Below are 16,558 nucleotides of genomic sequence, written 5' to 3' on the forward strand. Positions count from 1 at the left end.
AAAATCACCGGTATGACCCACACCATCAATGATCTGATCGTCAAGGAATATAAGCTGGAGCTGGCCAACAAAACAAATCAGCTGAAGGCGCTGCAGGCCCAGGTCAACCCCCACTTCCTGTACAATGCCCTGCAGTCGATTGCCAGCCTGTCCCTGCGTTACAATGCTCCGAAGGTGTATGATCTTATCTACTCGCTCGGCAGCATGATGCGCTACTCGATGAACACGGAGCGGACGCAGGTGCCGCTGCGTGATGAGCTGGAGCATGTGCAGAACTACGTTATTCTGCAGACTGAACGCTTTGGCGAAGAGAATCTGCGGCTGGATATCGAAACCGACGAGGCTGTTTTAGAGGTTATCGTACCGAAGATGATCCTGCAGCCGATCGTCGAAAATATTTTCAAGCACGGATTCGCGGATGGAATCCGCGAAGCGGTGATTACCATTTCCTGCACGCTTGATAAGCAGGGCAGGCTGATTCTTGCCGTCAAGGATAACGGCAAGGGGATTCCGGAGGCGAGGCTGGCGGAAATCGCTGCAGGGCTTGCCCATAGCGGTGGCAATGAGCATGAAGCGATCGGGCTGTCCAATGTACTGGCCCGGCTGCGGCTGCAGATGAGCAGCGGGGCTGAGCTGCAGCTGCGCAGCGAAGAAGGCCACGGGGTGACGGTTACGCTGCTGATTCCCCTGGAGAGCTGAAACATGACATACACAAAGGAGCGGGAAACGATGAAGGTACTGATCGTAGATGATGAGAAGCATGTGCGGGAGGCGATCCGCTATTTTGTGCCTTGGGAGAAGCATCAGATTGACGGCATCTTTGAGGCGACGAACGGGCAGGAAGCGATGCAGGTCATGGAGGAGGAGCAGCCTGCGGTTGTGTTCACCGATATGCGGATGCCGCTGATGGACGGCGCCGAGCTTCTGGAATGGCTGCACGGCCATTATCCGGAGACCAAGACGATTGTGATCAGCGGCTATCAGGACTTCAACTATGTGAAGCCGGCAATCGTCTACGGCGGGACGGACTACCTGCTCAAGCCCCTTAACAGCAGGCAGCTGATCGACGCGGCAGAGCATGCCTTCAAGCTGTGGCGGGAGGAGGAGGCGGAGCGGCAGCAGACCCGCAGCCGAAATATACAGCTGAATGTGCTGCGGCCGCTCTACTGGGACAAAATGCTCTCGGATCTGGTGGCCGGCCATGCCTCCTTTAAGGAACTGAAGCCTGCGCTGCACGAAGAGCTGGGCATGCCGGAGCATGCGGCGGGCTGCAGGGCAGCGGTCATCTCGCTGCAGCATAGTGACTGCCGGCTGCTTCAGCGGTTCCATGGCGATGTCGGGCTGACCTCCTTCGTGCTGGCCAATGTCTGCAACGAGGTCATCACAGCGGAGAGGAGCGGATTCGCCTTCCGCAGCTGGCAGGCGGGTGCGGATATTGTGATGCTGTTCTGGGCCGATGTGACGGAAGCAGAAGCACGGCTGCAGCGCATCAATGAGTCGGTTAGACAAGCTTACGGAATACAAATCGATATCGGTCTAAGCCAGGTTTGCGCTTTTCCGGAAGGCCTGCAGTCTGCTTTCCGCCAGGCGCGGGAAGGGCTGAATGAACGCAATCTGCTGCAGCGCGAAGGACGGATTCACCTGTACAGGGAGCAGCAGGGGGATAGTGGATCTGAAAAAGACTACGTCCTGGATACCCTGTCCGATAAGCTCGGAATAGCTGTATTATCCGGTGATATGGAGCGGATGGAGCGGGTAATTGCCGAGTGGGGAGACAGGCTGGGCGGGTTGCCTGTGCTGACAGAGAGCAGCCTTATGCGCCAGCAGGAGGAGATTTGTGCCGTTCTGCAGCGCTGGCGGCCTGAGGCGGAAATCCGGATTGAACCCTGCTATGACGAAGAAGGGCTCTTCTCCGTCAGTAACTGGCAGAAGCAGCTGAAAACCCTGCTGCAGCGTTTATCCCAGGGAGGCTCTTCAACCCCGGACAGCCGGCTTGTGCAGGACATCAGGGACTATCTGGAGCAGAACTATGCCCGGGATATGACGCTGCAGCATATAGCCGAGCGTTTCTTCATCAGCCGCGAGAATGTATCGCGCAAGTTCAAGCAGATCAGCGGCGAGAACCTGTCGGATTATTTAACTTCTCTGCGGATCAGCAAGGCCAAGACGCTGCTGCATAATACGGGCCTGCGGCTGTCGCAGATCTCCGAGCTGGTCGGCTATGAGGATGAGAAGTATTTCAGCCGGGTATTCAAAAAAGCCACCGGTCTGACGCCACGCGAATACCGCAAGCAGTAAGCTGCTTGCGGTATTATTGTGCCAGGTATTATCTGAAATAATCGGCCAGCCCTTCGGCAATCGCCTTGGCGGCCTTTTTCTGATAGCTGGAGGTGCGCACAATCGCCTCATCGTAAGGATTGCTCAGGAACCCGAGCTCCACTAGGGCAGCGGGAATCCTGTTCTCCCGAAGAATATGATAATTGCCGTAGGACAGTCCGTTGCTCTTGAGCCCGATTCCCTGGCCCAGCCGGTTCTCGATCGCCCGGGCCAGCCGCAGGTCATCCGATTCCGAATAGAAGAAGGTCAGCGTCCCAGATACATTCTTTGGCGAAGAATTGTAATGGATGCTGACAAAAGCATCGGCATTCACCGAATGGCCGATCTGCACCCTACGGGCAAGCGTAGGCTTCTGGCTTGCTGTTGTCCGTGTCATGCGGACCTCCGCGCCTTTGGCGGTGAGGTAATCTCTCACGTAAAAGGCTGTCTGCAGCGTCAAATCCTTCTCCATTGTGTTATAAGTAGTACCCAGCATGCCAGGATCGCTGCCGCCGTGTCCGGCATCAATAACGATCAGCTTGCTGCCGATTCTGCTTGCTGACTTGGAGCTTGTGCTTGTGGCGGATGCAGTGGTCACTCCGCTTGATGAACCCCCGGCGGAAAGGTATTGTGCCGATACCCAGCCGACTTCACCTGCGGAGGTGCGGATACGCGCCCAGCCGTCCTGGCGGGCCAGTATGGTTACTTTATCTTTGGCCTTCAGCGAGCCTACCACGTCGTAGCCGGTCCCCGGGCCTCCCCTGATGCGCAGGGAATCAGCGGTTACTGTTGCCGTACCGCTGCCGGAGGAGGATTTGGCCTGTGAGACGGAGGAAGAGGCTGCTGATGAAGCTGAACTGCCCTCTGTCTTCTTGAGATAGTATCCGGCTACCCAGCCGGTGAGCGAACCTGCGCGCACCTTCATCCAGCCGTGCTGCTCATCGGTTACCGTAACGGTTGCGCCGTTTTTCAAAGAACCGACAGCAGAAGCTCCTGCGGCCGGCTCGCTCCGCACAATAAGTGAACTGGCGTATACCTTTGCTGTATAAGACGCTAAAGCGTCCGCCTGGCTGCCCGTAAGCAGGGCACCGGTTGCGATGCCGGCCAGCAGTATTGCTTTATGTATGCTTTTGATCATATGAAGCCTCGTTTCCCCGGATAATTAAAATCCTATTACCCGTTTCATCGGCAGAGGAACGGAATTTGTTTAAAAACTTAAGAAAATGAGGCTCTGTTCCTAGATGGAAAGCGGATGTATAATTATTACAGATCGGGGAAAATAACAAAGGAGCGCATCCGTGACCAGACCAAAATGTTTCATTGGATCATCGAGAGAATCCATCCGTTATGCAAGGGCGATACATGAGCAGCTGAAGCGTGAGGCCCAGGTAACCCCCTGGTATGCCAATGCTTTCCGGGCGAATGAATATACGATGGAAGCACTGGAGCGGCATCTGGATGAAAGTGATTATGCCGTATTTGTCTTCTCGCCTGATGATGTGGCCCAAATCCGCGGCAAATATTATTATGTGACCCGGGATAACACCCAGTTTGAGATGGGACTGTTCTGGGCCCGGCTGCGCCGCAGCCGTGTATTCTGCCTGCTGCCCGACCGCATCGAGCCGCGCAGCGATCTGATTCCCGGCGCCAACGTGGAGGAATATCATCTCCTGTCGGATCTGACCGGGCTTACGCCGCTGGAATATGAATGGCGGCATGAGAATCCGGTGGCGGCTGTCGATGTCAGCTGCGGGAAGATCATCGACAGTATTCATGAGCAGGGAGTATACAGTGACCCGCACAAGGAATTGGCGCAGCTGAAGCTTGAACTCAGGCGGAAAGAAAGTATCCTTCATTTCTTTTGGCAATATAATAGTAATGTAGCCGGACCTGAGGCAGCAGAGAAATACCAGGCGCTCAGCGAGGCTGTCCGCAACTCCTTCGTGCCGCCGGAGCAGTGCCGGGTGATTGGCGCCGCCTTGTGGCGGGCCAGCGGGGAGGAAGGGCTGAAGCAGGTAGGCGGCAATGTAGGCCGCGGGCATGTTTATCCGTTTGCGCCGGATGACGGCAAGCAGGAGAAACGGCCCGGCGTGATGGACGCCTTCTTAAGCCGGGAATGGACCTTTTTTCAGCGTACGGAAGTTGCGGAGGTCTATATCCTATGCTATCCTTTAGGTGAAAAGCATGTCCTTTCTGTCCATTTTTCAGGCAATGACGGGCTGTCGGCCGAGGACTTGAAGGCAGCCGTCAGGTATAACCGCGATTTGTTCCGTACCGTCAATCATTTAGTGGGAGGGGACTAGAGCATGAAGAACATGAAGGGTGTAGTCAGTCTTTCTGGCGCTGTCCGCCGGTCCGCAGGCGGGAGCTCAGGCACAAGCCGCAGTAGAGGCAGGAAGAACGGCGGCCGTACCGCCAGACCGTCTGCGGCGTCAGATCACGTGTACCTCGCACCGTCCGTAAACGGCGGGGATGAGGAGTACAAGAAGCTGGTCAGCGGCAAGGTCGATAACAAGAAGCCATCATTTGCTTAATGAAAATTGGTTGAAGCCTAGTTGGTCCGTTCAGGTTCCCGGTAGATCCGGGGGCCTTTTTTTGATTTTTTGGGGAGCAGCTCCCCTTGGCCGGAATAGCCGAACAGGCAGACCGGAATAGCCAAAATCAAAGGCATTTTTGCCTTTGAATTGGCCGGGCAGGCCGAAATAGCCAAAATCAAAGGCATTTTTGCCTTTGAATTTATCCAACCGCTGGAGCTACTACTGACGTACTGTGCCTAGCTCAACCGCCGATGGGATTTGTCGGTTGCAGCATCCGGAGATGCACCGGCTTTTTCTCTATTCCGAGTATGCAGATGCTTCCGCCGTGCCGCCCGGATCAGTCCCGAGCCGGTCAGTGTAATGACCGCCAGCAGCCCAAATACAGGCCAGGCCGTCTGGAAACCGAATAGCCCTAGCAGACCTCCCCCGACAAGCGGGCCGCTGATCGTCCCCAGCTTCACAATCTCCGTACAGCCGAAGTACAGGCCTTTATTTTCCGCAGAGGACAGCTCATCCACCAGGGCATCAAACCGTGCGCCGATCAGCAGCTCACCCAGACTAAATACGACAATGAATAACAGCAGCGGAAGGTAAGCGGCAGGAAAAAGAAAGAACAGAAAGCTGAGTCCGATCAGCAGATTGCTGAGCAGCACCACATTGAACGGATTCCAGGCGGAAATCAGGCGCAGCACAGCAAACTGGGCAGCGAGGATCACAATGGCGTTAGCCGACAGCAGAATGGAGTATAACCGGGTACCGTCCGCAAGCATAGCAGTGTTCGACAGAAACAGGGAGACTGTTCCGTTCAGCTGCGAATAGCCGAAGTAGGAAAAGCTCATACCCGCGACCAGCAGCAGGTAGACATAATCTTTGCGGATCACGGAGAGGGCCTGCAGGCTGCGGACGCTTTTGACCGGAACGTGAACAGGGGAATTAGCAGCAGAAGAAGCATTGCGGAAAAATAATTTCGTGGAAGCCCCGTACAGGATATACATGCTGCCGAGGATAACGTAGGGGAACAGGGTCATTTTCATATTGAACACCAGGCTGAGCAGCGGACCGGCAAAACACCCCACGTTAATCGCCGTGTACCGCAGATTGAATACAAGCAGACGATGCTCCGGAAGAGACTCAGTAGACAGCACCTTTTTGCTGGCTGGTTCAAAGAGGGAATAACACAGGCCGTTCAGGGCGTTCAGTACAAGAAAGCTCCAGAAGCCGCCGGCAAAATAAAAAAGAATGAACACTGTTCCCCAGACGAGGGGGGTGTACAGGAGGATTTTGTGGAGCGGAAGTTTATCGGCAAGCGCGCCGCCCAGCCAGCTGAAGGCTACGCCCGCCAGCGGATTCACTGCGAGGATCAGGCTGGTGGGCAGGAGCGGGATGTGCTTTTGACTCATCAGAAAAATCGACAGATAAGGGACGCTCATGAACAGGGCTGTTCTCGTAAAAAGAGTCCCCGCCAGTATATTCCACACCCTGCTGTTCAACTGCCGTGCTATGCGCAATTTCATCGTTACTTTCCCCCAGGAATGAGTATTTTCTTTGCGCCGAGTGTAGCATATAATGGAAAATATTCTTGTGAAATGTGCCGGATACTCACACGGGGCGGAGGGGACAAGCAATGTTTCTCGGCAAAACGATCGGGCAGATCCGCAGGTCAAAAGGAATCAACCAGGCCGTACTGGCCGGCGGCATCATGAGCCGCTCCAACCTCTCGCGCTTTGAAGGCGGGCATTATTACCCTGGCTACGACAAGCTGATTCTGCTGCTGGACAAGCTGGAGATGTCGCTGGAGGAGCTGCTGTTCCTGCATCAGGACAATGCCCCGCAGGTGAAGCGGACGCTGCATCTGAGCCTGACTGAGGCAGGCAACCGCTATGATTTTGACCGGCTCAGGGCGGTCAGCCGCGAGTGCCGCTCCATGTATGAGTCTACACAGACTGAAGCCTACTACCACTTGTATCTGCTTGGCCAGGGAGTGCTGATCCAGCATCAGCAGGCCGACGAGATCAGGACACTGCCTGAAATTGCGGCGTATATCAAACCGTATTTGCTTGGCGTAGACAGATGGTATCTGTACGAGTTCAAGCTGCTGAACAATTTTTTGTTCACACTGAGCAGCAGTGATGCTGTTTTTTTCGGCCTCAGAGGAGCGAAGGAATTTGACAGATATCAGTCTTTTCCTGAGAGCAGGACAGTCCAGCAGCATTTACTGCAGAACCTCTCGATCCTGTGCCTCAAGGAGCGCAATTATGAGCAGAGCCTGCTGTTTCTTGAGCAAGCGCTGCCGTTGGCCGACAAAACCCATCTGCTGTACGATAAAATTATTACGCTTATCTATTACGAGCTTGCTTTGCTCTGTCTGAAACGGAAGGACAGCACGGCTGAAATGAAGGTCTATCTGAATATCCTCAGACAGCTTGAATTCGAAGACAGCTACGAAGCTATGCTCAAGGTGTGCCGCTGGCATCTGGGGGAAGGGTTGGGAATGACCGATGAACAGTAATGTGGCATATGCAAAGAAAAGCTGCACCGTCCAAGAGGGTTGGACAGTACAGCTTTTTTGGTCTGTTATTGTGGGCTGAAGCGGGAATAGATGGCCACCGGGCGATGAAGCTCAGCTGTTCTTTTTGGCGATTTCCCGGCGGACAACCGGAGCGACCTCTGTAGCAAGCAGTTCAATGGCGGTAGCTACTTTGCTGTAAGGCAGGCCGCCGATGTCGAGCTGGGTCATGAAGCGGTTATGGCCAAACAGCTCATGCTGATAGAGGATCTTCTCGATAATCTGCTGCGGGCTGCCGACAGCCAGCGTATTGACCGGGGAGACGAAGCGGCCAAAATCACTACGGGACACCCGGTATTCCTGCCCGGGCTGCGGGCTGATGGCGTTGCGGTAGCTGTAATAGTACGGGTAGTATTCCTCGACCGCCTGCTGTGAGGTTTTGGCGATGTAGCCGTGGCTGGTGATGGCGATCTTCAGATCTTCGGCAGCATGTCCGGCTGCGGCACCGCTTCGCCGGTAGGTGGCGGCAAGGTTCTGGAAGGGCTCCGGGCTGCCGCTGAGAATAGCAATGGCCATCCCGATGCCCAGCCGCCCGGCCTGCTCGGCGCTTTCGGGAGAGCCGCCGATGCCGACCCAGAGCGGGAGCTTCGGCTGCAGGGGACGCGGGGCGATCTCCGCATTCTTCAGCGGTGAGCGGAAAGAGCCGTTCCAGCTCACGACCTCATGCTTGTTCAGCTCCAGCAGCAGCTCCAGATTCTCGGCGAACAGCTTCTTGTAGTCCTCCAGATCATATCCGAACAGCGGGAAGGACTCCAGAAAAGCTCCCCGTCCGTTAATGATCTCCGCCCGGCCGCCGGACAGCAGATCCAGCGTGGCGAAATCCTCGAAGATCCGTACCGGATCAGCGGTGCTCAGCACCGTGGTTGCGCTGGTCAGCTTGATCCGCTTGGTCACCTGGGCAATGGCAGCAAGCACAACCGGCATGGAAGAGATGACAAAATCCAGCCGGTGATGCTCCCCGACACCAAAAACATCGAGGCCGGCTTCATCCGCAAGCTTGGCTGCCTCAATTACCTCCTGCAGCCGCTGCTGCGGGCTGATCCGCTGCCCGGTATGGCAATCCGCCACCAGGTCGCCCAATGTATAGATGCCGAATTCGAATTCCGGAGCAGTGTCCGGCTGTACATTGTTAATATTAGTCATAAATACAGACCCCTTATATCCTGGAATAGTTGTCACGCTTGTCCGTTATACATAGCATAGGGATTATTATAACATAACAACTTACAAAATGTAAGTTTATGAGTAAATGTTTCTTTTTGGGCAAGCCTATTACCGGCAGCAGTCTGCCCTGTTAAATACTTTGCTATTCAAATTTAATTGTGTCTTTTTGTTGACAGACCCGCGGATAGGTGATATTTTAAATGCACAAATTCAAATTGTTTTACTTTGAATTACATTGGCCGACTGTACAAACAGAGGTGCCCGTGCTATCCAGCACGTGGTCCCTCTGTTTTTTATTGCAATAAAAATACCGGCTGAACTATAGGTCAGCCCACACACCTGAAGGAGGAACCGGGATGGGAGAGGTAATGCTGTCCATTGCACAGCTGAACAAAAGCTTTGATACCGCCGGAGGACAGGTAAAGGCGCTGCATGAGGTAAATCTCGACGTGCAACAGGGGGAGTTCATCACCGTGATCGGCCCGAGCGGCTGCGGAAAAAGCACGCTGCTGCGCATCGTTGCCGGACTCGATACCGGCTATACCGGCAGTGTTACGCTGGAGGGGCAGACGATTGGCGGTCCCGGTATAGACAAAGGGTTTATTTTTCAGGAGCACCGGCTGTTTCCGTGGCTTACCGTTGAGAAGAACATTGCTTCAGATCTGCCGCTCAGCCGCCCGGATGTCCGGCAGAAGGTGGATGAGCTGATTGAGCTGGTGAAGCTGACCGGCTTCGAAAAAGCCTACCCCCGCGAGCTGTCCGGAGGAATGGCCCAGCGGGTGGCGATTGCCAGGGCACTGCTGCGGAATCCGAAAATCCTGCTGCTCGATGAGCCGTTTGGTGCGCTTGACGCCTTTACCCGGGCGCATATGCAGGCGGTGCTGCTGGATATCTGGCGGAAGAACCGGACAACAATGATTTTTGTAACACATGATATTGATGAAGCCGTATTTCTTGGAAACAGAGTAGTTATTCTGGAGCCGCGGCCGGGCAAAATCCGCAAAATCGTGCCGGTTGACCTGCCGTATCCGCGCAAAAAGACAACCACCTCCTTTCAGGAGCTGCGCCTTAGAGTTCTGAATTATTTTGAGAAGGTAGAGGAGCTGGAGCTGACGGACGGGGCGGGGATTTAGAGGGGTGTCGGTGGTCTTGAAAATGGCAAACGAGGAATTGCCACTGTCTTATATCCGACTTAATCTATGAGAATTATTAACTATTAGAAGAGGGGGGCATTTATATGAGCAACCAGGCTGTGGCCGCAGGCTCAGCCGGTAAACCGGGAAAAGCGGTTATTGCCGGACTCGGCCTGCTGCTGCCGGGTAGCCTGCTGATCTCGTGGCAGCTGCTGGGCCATTACGGAATTTTATCCGAAATGTTGTTTCCGACACCGTATACCATTGCCCAATCGTTTATTTTACTGGCTGCAAGCGGTGATCTGTGGAGCCATTTCCGGGTCAGCGCAGTAAGGGCCTTTTCCGGATTTTTGCTTGGCGGGGGGCTGGGGCTGCTGCTGGGCATTCTGGTCGGACTGTTCCGCAGATCGGAGCGGCTGTTGGACCCGTCGCTCCAGATGATCCGGATGATTCCGAGCCTGGCAGTGGTGCCGCTGTTCATCCTCTGGTTCGGAATCGGCGAGGAATCCAAAGTGCTGCTGATCGCAAAGGGTGCATTCTTCCCGGTGTATATCAACACCTTCATGGGCATTCGCGGCACGGACAACAAGCTGTTCGAAGTATCCAGGGTGCTCGGCTTCAGCCGGCTGCAGCAGGTGCTGCGGCTGGTGCTGCCGGCGGCGGTCCCGAACATTATGCTCGGTGTGCGCCTGTCGCTGGGATTGTCCTGGCTGGGGCTGGTGGTGGCAGAGCTTATCGCATCGACCTCGGGTATCGGCTATATGATGTCTGACGCCCGCCAGTTTGCCGATACACCGGTTGTATTTGTCGGAATTATTGTATTTGCCGCTGCAGGGCTGCTTAGCGATACGGTTGTCCGCCTGATTGAACGGCGGCTGCTGAGATGGAAGGACAGCTATCAAGGATAGGAGGAATGTACAGCATGAGCAACGGGGTAGAAATGGTTGTAAAGTCAGCAAAAACGGTAAGGGAGGCGCATGATTACACAGGAAGCGCACCTATTTCTGCTCCTAACAAGCAGAAAAGGGCATATTCTGTTCGGACAAAGACGCTTTTGTCGACTGGGCAGCCGGGGCTGCCATACCGGTGGCGGTCATTGTGCTATGGCAGCTCGGCGGGAGTGCGGGCTGGATCTCGCCGGAGTTTTTGCCGGCGCCCTGGTCCATTCTGTCGGCCTTTGCCGGACTTGCGGCCAGCGGCGAGCTGCTCCATCACCTCGGGGTGAGCATCGGCCGGGCCGGGCTCGGCTATGTGATCGGCGGAATCCTCGGCCTGCTGCTCGGCATATTGACCGGCCTGTTCCGCAAAGCGGAGTATCTGCTGGACCCCAGTGTCCAGGTGCTGCGGCTGGTTCCGCATCTGGCGATTGCCCCGCTGATTATTCTCTGGTTCGGCTTCGGCGAAGTATCGAAGGTAGCCATTATTCTGAGCGGGGCCTTTTTCCCGCTGTACATCAATACCTTTATGGGAATCCGGAGTGTGGACAACAAGCTGTTTGAGGTAGCCAGGGTGCTTGGATTCGGTCCGCTGCAGAAGCTGCACCGGCTGATTCTGCCGGCTGCGCTGCCCGGCATTCTGCTGGGCCTGCGGCTCTCAATGGCGGTAGCGTGGATCGGCCTGGTTGTTGCCGAGCTGATCGGCTCTTCCTCCGGGGTAGGGTTCCTGATTAATGAGGCAAAGCAGAACTCCAATACTGAGGTCATTTTTGTGGGCATCATTATTTTCGCCATTGTCGGCAAGCTGATTGATTCCTTATTCCGCATCATCGAACGCAAGCTCCTGCACTGGCGGGACAGCTATCAGGGCTAAATTAACCAAGGGGGCTGAAGGTAAATGAATCTTTCGATAGGACATACAGGAACTCTGAATTTGCAGGCGGATGTACTGGTAATCGGCGGTGGTCCGGCAGGTACATGGGCTGCACTTACGGCAGCAGCGAAAGGGGCCAAGGTTATTCTGGCCGATAAGGGCTACTGCGGCTCCAGCGGAGCTACTGCTCCGTCAGGCACCGGAGTGTGGTATGTGCAGCCGGATGACAAGCTGCGCGAGGAAGCCAAGGCCAGCCGTTACTCGATGGGCGGCAAGCTGGCCGAGCACCGCTGGATGGACCGGGTGCTGGACCGCACCTATGAGAATATGAACCGCCTGGGCGTTTCCGGCTATCCGTTCCCGCTGGATGAGCACGGCAACCAGTACCGCCGCAGTCTGCAGGGTCCGGAATATATGCGGCTGATGCGCAAGCTGGTCAAGAAGGCAGGCGTGAAGATCATGGATCACAGTCCGGCGCTTGAGCTGCTGGCCGATGAGCACGGCGTTGCCGGGGCAACCGGTGTGCAGACCCAGAGCGGAGAAGGCTGGAGCGTACAGGCGGGAGCCGTGGTTATCGCGACCGGCGGCTGCGCCTTCCTCAGCAAGGCGCTGGGCTGCAACGTGCTGACCGGTGACGGCTATCTGTTCGCCGCCGAGGCCGGGGCCAGCCTGTCAGGCATGGAATTCTCCAATGCCTATGCGATCTGCCCGACCTTTTCCTCCGTCACCAAGACAGCCTATTACAGCTATGCAAGCTTCTATTATGAAGACGGCAGTGTGGTAGAGGGGGCAGGCTCCAAGAAAGGCCGCTCGGTTATTGCCCGCAATCTGCTGGCCGGCCGCCAGGTGTATGCGAAGCTGGACGGTGCTTCAGAGGATCTGCAGCCGCTGCTGCGGGTTGCCCAGACGAACTTCTTCCTGCCGTTTGACCGCCGGGGCATTAATCCGTTCAAGGATGCTTTTCCGGTTACCCTGCGGCTGGAAGGTACCGTGCGCGGCACGGGCGGCATCCGCATAACGGATGAAGACTGCAGCACCGGCGTTCCGGGACTGTATGCTGCAGGCGATGCGGCAACCCGCGAGCTGATCTGCGGCGGCTTCACCGGCGGCGGCAGCCACAATGCCGCCTGGGCGATGTCTTCCGGCTCCTTTGCCGGAGAAGGCGCAGCCGCTTATGCCGCTGGACTGGGGCAGCATGCCGCTGACCGCAGGCCGCGCGGGCTGTCCTCCTCACCGCTGGTTGACCAGCAGGTGAAGCCGGGTACGGCGGCGCGTGCAGCGGAATTTGTCTCGGCTGTGCAGGACGAAGTCAAGCCGTACGACATCAACCTCTTCCGTACGGAGCAGGGGCTGACCTCCTCGCTCGGCCGCCTGGACGGACTGTGGAAGGAGCAGCGCAGCCGGGAAATCCAGCGCACACCGGAAGGGGTGAAGGCCCGCGAAGCGGAAGCCTTGACAGCGACCGCCCGCTGGATGTACAGCTCGGCACTGGCCCGTACGGAAACCAGAGGCATGCATAAACGCGAGGATTACAAGGAAACAGACAACAGCCAGCATCACCGGCTGATCAGCGGCGGACTGGATCAGGTATGGGTTAAGACAGAAGAAGTTGCGAAGGAGAGTGTACTACTGTGATTGAAGTCATCAGCGCTGCCAGGTGTGTAGAGTGCAATCAGTGTGTATCCGTCTGCCCGACGAATGTTTTTGACCGGGCACCGGACGGAATCCCCGTTATCGCCCGGCAGAGCGATTGCCAGACCTGCTTCATGTGCGAGCTGTATTGCCCTGTTGATGCGCTGTACGTTGCCCCGGATTCTGAAGCTGTGACCGGTGTGACTGAACAGGTGCTGGAAGAGCAGGGGCTGCTCGGCGGATACAGGGAGAAGGTAGGCTGGGGCAGAGGCAGACAGCCGGTGGCAAGCCATGACTTTATGTATAAACTGGCGGCCAGAGCCGGGTTCTAGAAATAGCAATCATCTGACATCAGACCGAGGGGAGAACGACATTAATGAAATCGTACAGAGAGATTCAAGGCGGACGTAAAAAAGGGGCACGCGGGCTGCTGCTCGCAAGCCTGGTCATGATCATGCTGGCGCTGCAGGCTTGCGGTAATAATGCGGGCTCCGGCAACAGCGCATCTTCAGCAGCAGGCGGCAATAATACTGCGGAGGCCGCAGGCAGCGAAACAACAACGGCTACTGCACCGGCTGTGCTGAATTTCGGCTATATCGGCTCCAACAAGCTGAACGTGCCGGGCGGCGCGGAGGGCTGGGGCTTTTACAAGGGAATCATTCAGGAAGAATTGAAAAAATACGGCATCACCGAAGTAAAGCTGACCGGCTTCCCGAACGGACCGGACCAGACGGAGTCGCTGATTAGCGGCCGGCTTGATTTCGGCAGCCTCGGGGATACACCGGCTATTATCGCCTATGCTTCCGGCGCCAAGACCCGGCTGATCTCGCAATCCTCGGCCCACACCGTAGGCTATCTGATCGGTAAAAAGGACGGCCCGAAGACCGTTAAGGATCTGCAGGGCAAGACTATTGCCATCCAGAAAGGCTCCTTCATGCACCGTTATGTGGTGGGACTGCTGCAGCAGGAGGGGGTAACCGACTATAAGCTGGTGCACATGCTGATTCCGGATGCTACCGCTGCGCTTGCCAGAGGGGATGTGGATGCGACCACCAACCTTGGGGTTCCGGCCTTGAAGCTGATTGATGAAGGTTATACCCACCTTGACGATGCTTCAAAGCATCCGGACCTGCTGGGCTCCAGCGCTACTGTTGTATCCGAGGAGTACCTGGAGAAATTCCCGGATTTCCCTAAGGTATGGAACGAGGCACGTGAAAAAGCGCTGGCTGATCTCAAGCAGCATGAAGACGAATACTACGAATTCCTGGCCGAAATCGGCGATACCACGCCGGAGCTGGCCAAACAGGTGAATCCGATCAGCGATATCAAGGATACAGCCTTCACGGAAGAAGGCACCAGGCTGCTGGAGGGCACCAAGAACTTCCTGGTCGAAGAAAAGCTGGCCAAAAAGGACTTCAACATCAGCGACTGGCAGCTGCAATAACATCTACGCCGGAGGGATGAGCAGCTTCAACTTTTCGCGGATCGCTGCGCGCCGGTTATCGGAGACGCCGGGGGCTGCTGGTACCGCAGGAGCTGCTGAGACTGCTGAGACTCCCGGGACGGCAGAGGTTTCAACAACGGCTGGGACTGGCGGAGTTGTGGGGAACGCCGGAAGCGGCGGGTTTACTGAAACTGTTGGAATTACCAAGCACGCTGGAACCACCAGAGCTGTTGTAGCTGCTGAAACTGTTGGAATTGCCGACATAACAGGAGTTGCGGAGGAGAATGGAACCGCGGGGACTGCCGGCATTGCCGGTCTATCTGCTGGAGCAGAATGCCCGTTTCCGAGAACAGGCGCCGCAGCACCGTTATACCGGTGTGAGTGGCGCCGACCATACCTTTGACACCGCTGACCCTTATAAAGGCCCGACTCGGGATCTGAATGAAGCGTTAGCCCTGACACTGGAGTTTCTGCACGAGAAGCTTGTCAGACGCAGGGCAGGTGTGAACTTAGTTGGATTTTCGCCACTTATTTCCCTTAATTCTCGGAAATATTGATCATTAGGTGGAAAAAAGACATCTAATCCAGGCCATAATGCCCTTTTGGAGCCCACTTTGAAAAATTAAGTGTCCTTTTTCCAACTAAGCTGCTCATACCGGGCAACTTGGGAGAATTAGATGGCGAAAATCCACTTAGTTGGATGGAACGGACGTTTGCGGAGCTTAAAAAAAGCAAATTAGCGAACTACCGAGCCACCAATCCGCTGAGCCACTGAGCTACCGATCCGCCGAGTCACTGAGCTACCGATCCGCCGAGCCTATTTTTGGACATGAAACTACTTTAATAGGGCTAGAAGCGCCACACAGCGGGAGCTATTATACATTTAAGGAGGAAGACAATGCCGCAGCAGCAGACAACAACAGATGTGCTTGTGCTGGGCGGAGGCCCGCCGGGGCATGGGCAGCGTGGCATGCGGCTTCGCAAGGCGCACAGGTCATTCTTGCCGACAAAGGCTATCTTGGAACAAGCGGCGCGACAGCACCAGGCGGGACTACCCTGCTGGTGATTCCGCCGGTGGCTGAGCTTCGCGATGCGGCGGTTCAGGCCAGGCTGCGGGCAGGCGGCTACCTGTCAGAGAACAGCTGGATTCACCGGGTACTGGATCAGGTAGAGCAGAATTTGCGGCAGATTGAGGATTGGGGCTACCCTTTTCCGAAGGATCAGAACGGCAATCCGCTCCGGACCCATCTGCATGGCCCGGAGTACATGAAGATTATGCGCCGGGCTGTGCGCAAGGCGGGTGTAAGAATCCTGGACCAGTCTCCGGCGCTGGAGCTGCTGCATGATAAGCACGGCGTCGGCGGAGCCCGCGGCATTAACCGCCTGACAGGGGAGAACTGGGAGGTGAGGGCCAATGCGGTTGTTGTGGCAACTGGCGGCTGCGCTTTTCTGAGCAAGGGCCTGGGCTGCAACGTGCTTACCGGCGAAGGCCTGCTGATGTCGGCCGAGACGGGGGCTGAACTGTCGGGTATGGAATTCACCAGGCAGTATGCCCCGAGCTTTGCGGACGGCACAGTGACGCGCGGGCGGATGCTGGCCTGGGCGACGCTGTATGATGCGGCGGGTAATCCGCTGCACCGCGGGGACCGCACCTTTGGCAGCATCCCGGAGCTGATGCTGAAAGGGCCGGTATATGCTTCGCTGGACCTGGCCGACACGGAGGCGAAGCAGCAGTTTCTGCGTAACGCCCATCCGATCTTTTTCATGCCGCTGGAGCGGGCGGGCATTAATCCGTTTAAGGATAAATTCCCGCTCACGCTCCGCTATGAAGGCACGATGCGCGGCACGGGCGGCCTGCGCCTGACCGGCGCCGACTGCAGCACCACGGTGCCGGGCCTGTATGCCGCGGGAGATGCCGCCTCCCGCGAGAAGGTCACCGGCGCCATCTCCGGCGGCG

At 56.3% G+C, this 16,558-nt stretch carries 14 protein-coding genes and 2 pseudogenes; 13 read left to right on the forward strand and 3 right to left on the reverse strand.

Going from position 1 to position 16,558, the window contains the following annotated elements; genetic code table 11:
* Positions 1–12: 12 nt before the first annotated feature.
* Together AWJ19_RS34920 and AWJ19_RS24925 are read left to right on the forward strand one after the other, a co-directional pair.
* Complete coding sequence (locus AWJ19_RS34920; RefSeq protein ID WP_068727948.1) at positions 13–699, forward strand: histidine kinase; 687 nt, start codon at positions 13–15, stop codon at positions 697–699.
* Positions 700–702: 3 nt separating this feature from the next.
* A complete protein-coding gene (locus AWJ19_RS24925) occupies positions 703–2,298 on the forward strand; it encodes a response regulator (protein WP_082708102.1) in 1,596 nt (531 codons plus the stop codon).
* A gap of 28 nt (positions 2,299–2,326) precedes the next feature.
* Here the strand turns inward: AWJ19_RS24925 and AWJ19_RS24930 are convergent, their stop codons facing one another.
* The gene (locus AWJ19_RS24930; RefSeq protein WP_068727949.1) at positions 2,327–3,454 is read right to left on the reverse strand and encodes an N-acetylmuramoyl-L-alanine amidase; all 1,128 of its coding nucleotides are present in this window, start codon (positions 3,452–3,454) and stop codon (positions 2,327–2,329) included.
* A gap of 160 nt (positions 3,455–3,614) precedes the next feature.
* On the opposite strand from AWJ19_RS24930, the gene AWJ19_RS24935 reads away from it, so the two are divergent.
* Both AWJ19_RS24935 and AWJ19_RS24940 read left to right on the forward strand, forming a co-directional pair.
* A complete protein-coding gene (locus tag AWJ19_RS24935; protein WP_068727950.1) occupies positions 3,615–4,619 on the forward strand; it encodes a TIR domain-containing protein in 1,005 nt (334 codons plus the stop codon).
* A gap of 3 nt (positions 4,620–4,622) precedes the next feature.
* Positions 4,623–4,850 carry a hypothetical protein gene (locus AWJ19_RS24940; protein WP_068727951.1) on the forward strand — a complete coding sequence of 76 codons (228 nt, stop codon included), beginning with the start codon at positions 4,623–4,625 and terminating at the stop codon, positions 4,848–4,850.
* Between the two features lie 239 nt (positions 4,851–5,089).
* Here AWJ19_RS24940 and AWJ19_RS24945 read toward each other — a convergent pair whose 3' ends face one another.
* Positions 5,090–6,367: an MFS transporter gene (locus tag AWJ19_RS24945; protein WP_068727952.1), complete on the reverse strand. Its 1,278-nt coding sequence runs from the start codon at positions 6,365–6,367 to the stop codon at positions 5,090–5,092.
* A 110-nt stretch (positions 6,368–6,477) separates the two neighbouring features.
* On the opposite strand from AWJ19_RS24945, the gene AWJ19_RS24950 reads away from it, so the two are divergent.
* Entirely contained in the window at positions 6,478–7,362 is an 885-nt protein-coding gene (locus tag AWJ19_RS24950; RefSeq protein ID WP_068727953.1) for a hypothetical protein, read from the forward strand.
* Between the two features lie 111 nt (positions 7,363–7,473).
* Here the strand turns inward: AWJ19_RS24950 and AWJ19_RS24955 are convergent, their stop codons facing one another.
* Positions 7,474–8,562, reverse strand: coding sequence for an LLM class flavin-dependent oxidoreductase (locus AWJ19_RS24955; protein WP_068727954.1), 1,089 nt, complete (start codon positions 8,560–8,562; stop codon positions 7,474–7,476).
* Between the two features lie 377 nt (positions 8,563–8,939).
* Between AWJ19_RS24955 and AWJ19_RS24960 the strand changes: the two genes are divergently transcribed.
* From AWJ19_RS24960 to AWJ19_RS24995, 8 genes and pseudogenes are all read left to right on the forward strand, one after another.
* Positions 8,940–9,716 (forward strand): ABC transporter ATP-binding protein, encoded by a 777-nt coding sequence (locus tag AWJ19_RS24960; protein WP_068727955.1) that lies wholly within the window; start codon positions 8,940–8,942, stop codon positions 9,714–9,716.
* A 104-nt stretch (positions 9,717–9,820) separates the two neighbouring features.
* Positions 9,821–10,624, forward strand: a complete 804-nt coding sequence (locus AWJ19_RS24965) for an ABC transporter permease (protein WP_068727956.1) — start codon at positions 9,821–9,823, stop codon at positions 10,622–10,624.
* 151 nt (positions 10,625–10,775) lie between these two features.
* Positions 10,776–11,525: pseudogene (locus tag AWJ19_RS24970) on the forward strand (ABC transporter permease); the annotation flags it as partial.
* A 24-nt stretch (positions 11,526–11,549) separates the two neighbouring features.
* Positions 11,550–13,160 carry an FAD-binding protein gene (locus AWJ19_RS24975; RefSeq protein ID WP_068727958.1) on the forward strand — a complete coding sequence of 537 codons (1,611 nt, stop codon included), beginning with the start codon at positions 11,550–11,552 and terminating at the stop codon, positions 13,158–13,160.
* The gene (locus tag AWJ19_RS24980) at positions 13,157–13,489 is read left to right on the forward strand and encodes a ferredoxin family protein (protein ID WP_068727959.1); all 333 of its coding nucleotides are present in this window, start codon (positions 13,157–13,159) and stop codon (positions 13,487–13,489) included. The genes AWJ19_RS24975 and AWJ19_RS24980 overlap by 4 nt, the downstream gene beginning before the upstream one ends.
* A gap of 44 nt (positions 13,490–13,533) precedes the next feature.
* Complete coding sequence (locus AWJ19_RS24985; protein ID WP_068727960.1) at positions 13,534–14,601, forward strand: ABC transporter substrate-binding protein; 1,068 nt, start codon at positions 13,534–13,536, stop codon at positions 14,599–14,601.
* Between the two features lie 284 nt (positions 14,602–14,885).
* Positions 14,886–15,158, forward strand: a complete 273-nt coding sequence (locus tag AWJ19_RS24990; protein ID WP_068727961.1) for a hypothetical protein — start codon at positions 14,886–14,888, stop codon at positions 15,156–15,158.
* A gap of 341 nt (positions 15,159–15,499) precedes the next feature.
* A pseudogene (locus AWJ19_RS24995) lies at positions 15,500–16,558 on the forward strand (FAD-binding protein); the annotation flags it as partial.

Source organism: Paenibacillus sp. DMB5, assembly GCF_001517085.1.
Classification (GTDB): Bacteria; Bacillota; Bacilli; order Paenibacillales; family Paenibacillaceae; genus Paenibacillus_AQ.

Excerpts from the sequence above, each read along its gene's own strand:
- AWJ19_RS24965 (WP_068727956.1), top strand. The coding sequence starts at position 9,821 with ATGAGCAACCAGGCTGTGGCCGCAGGCTCAGCCGGTAAACCGGGAAAA.
- AWJ19_RS24960 (WP_068727955.1), top strand. The coding sequence starts at position 8,940 with ATGGGAGAGGTAATGCTGTCCATTGCACAGCTGAACAAAAGCTTTGAT.
- AWJ19_RS24925 (WP_082708102.1), top strand. The coding sequence starts at position 703 with ATGACATACACAAAGGAGCGGGAAACGATGAAGGTACTGATCGTAGAT.
- AWJ19_RS24930 (WP_068727949.1), bottom strand. The coding sequence starts at position 3,454 with ATGATCAAAAGCATACATAAAGCAATACTGCTGGCCGGCATCGCAACC.
- AWJ19_RS24940 (WP_068727951.1), top strand. The coding sequence starts at position 4,623 with ATGAAGAACATGAAGGGTGTAGTCAGTCTTTCTGGCGCTGTCCGCCGG.
- AWJ19_RS24945 (WP_068727952.1), bottom strand. The coding sequence starts at position 6,367 with ATGAAATTGCGCATAGCACGGCAGTTGAACAGCAGGGTGTGGAATATA.
- AWJ19_RS24950 (WP_068727953.1), top strand. The coding sequence starts at position 6,478 with ATGTTTCTCGGCAAAACGATCGGGCAGATCCGCAGGTCAAAAGGAATC.
- AWJ19_RS34920 (WP_068727948.1), top strand. The coding sequence starts at position 13 with ATGACCCACACCATCAATGATCTGATCGTCAAGGAATATAAGCTGGAG.
- AWJ19_RS24975 (WP_068727958.1), top strand. The coding sequence starts at position 11,550 with ATGAATCTTTCGATAGGACATACAGGAACTCTGAATTTGCAGGCGGAT.
- AWJ19_RS24955 (WP_068727954.1), bottom strand. The coding sequence starts at position 8,562 with ATGACTAATATTAACAATGTACAGCCGGACACTGCTCCGGAATTCGAA.
- AWJ19_RS24990 (WP_068727961.1), top strand. The coding sequence starts at position 14,886 with ATGGAACCGCGGGGACTGCCGGCATTGCCGGTCTATCTGCTGGAGCAG.
- AWJ19_RS24985 (WP_068727960.1), top strand. The coding sequence starts at position 13,534 with ATGAAATCGTACAGAGAGATTCAAGGCGGACGTAAAAAAGGGGCACGC.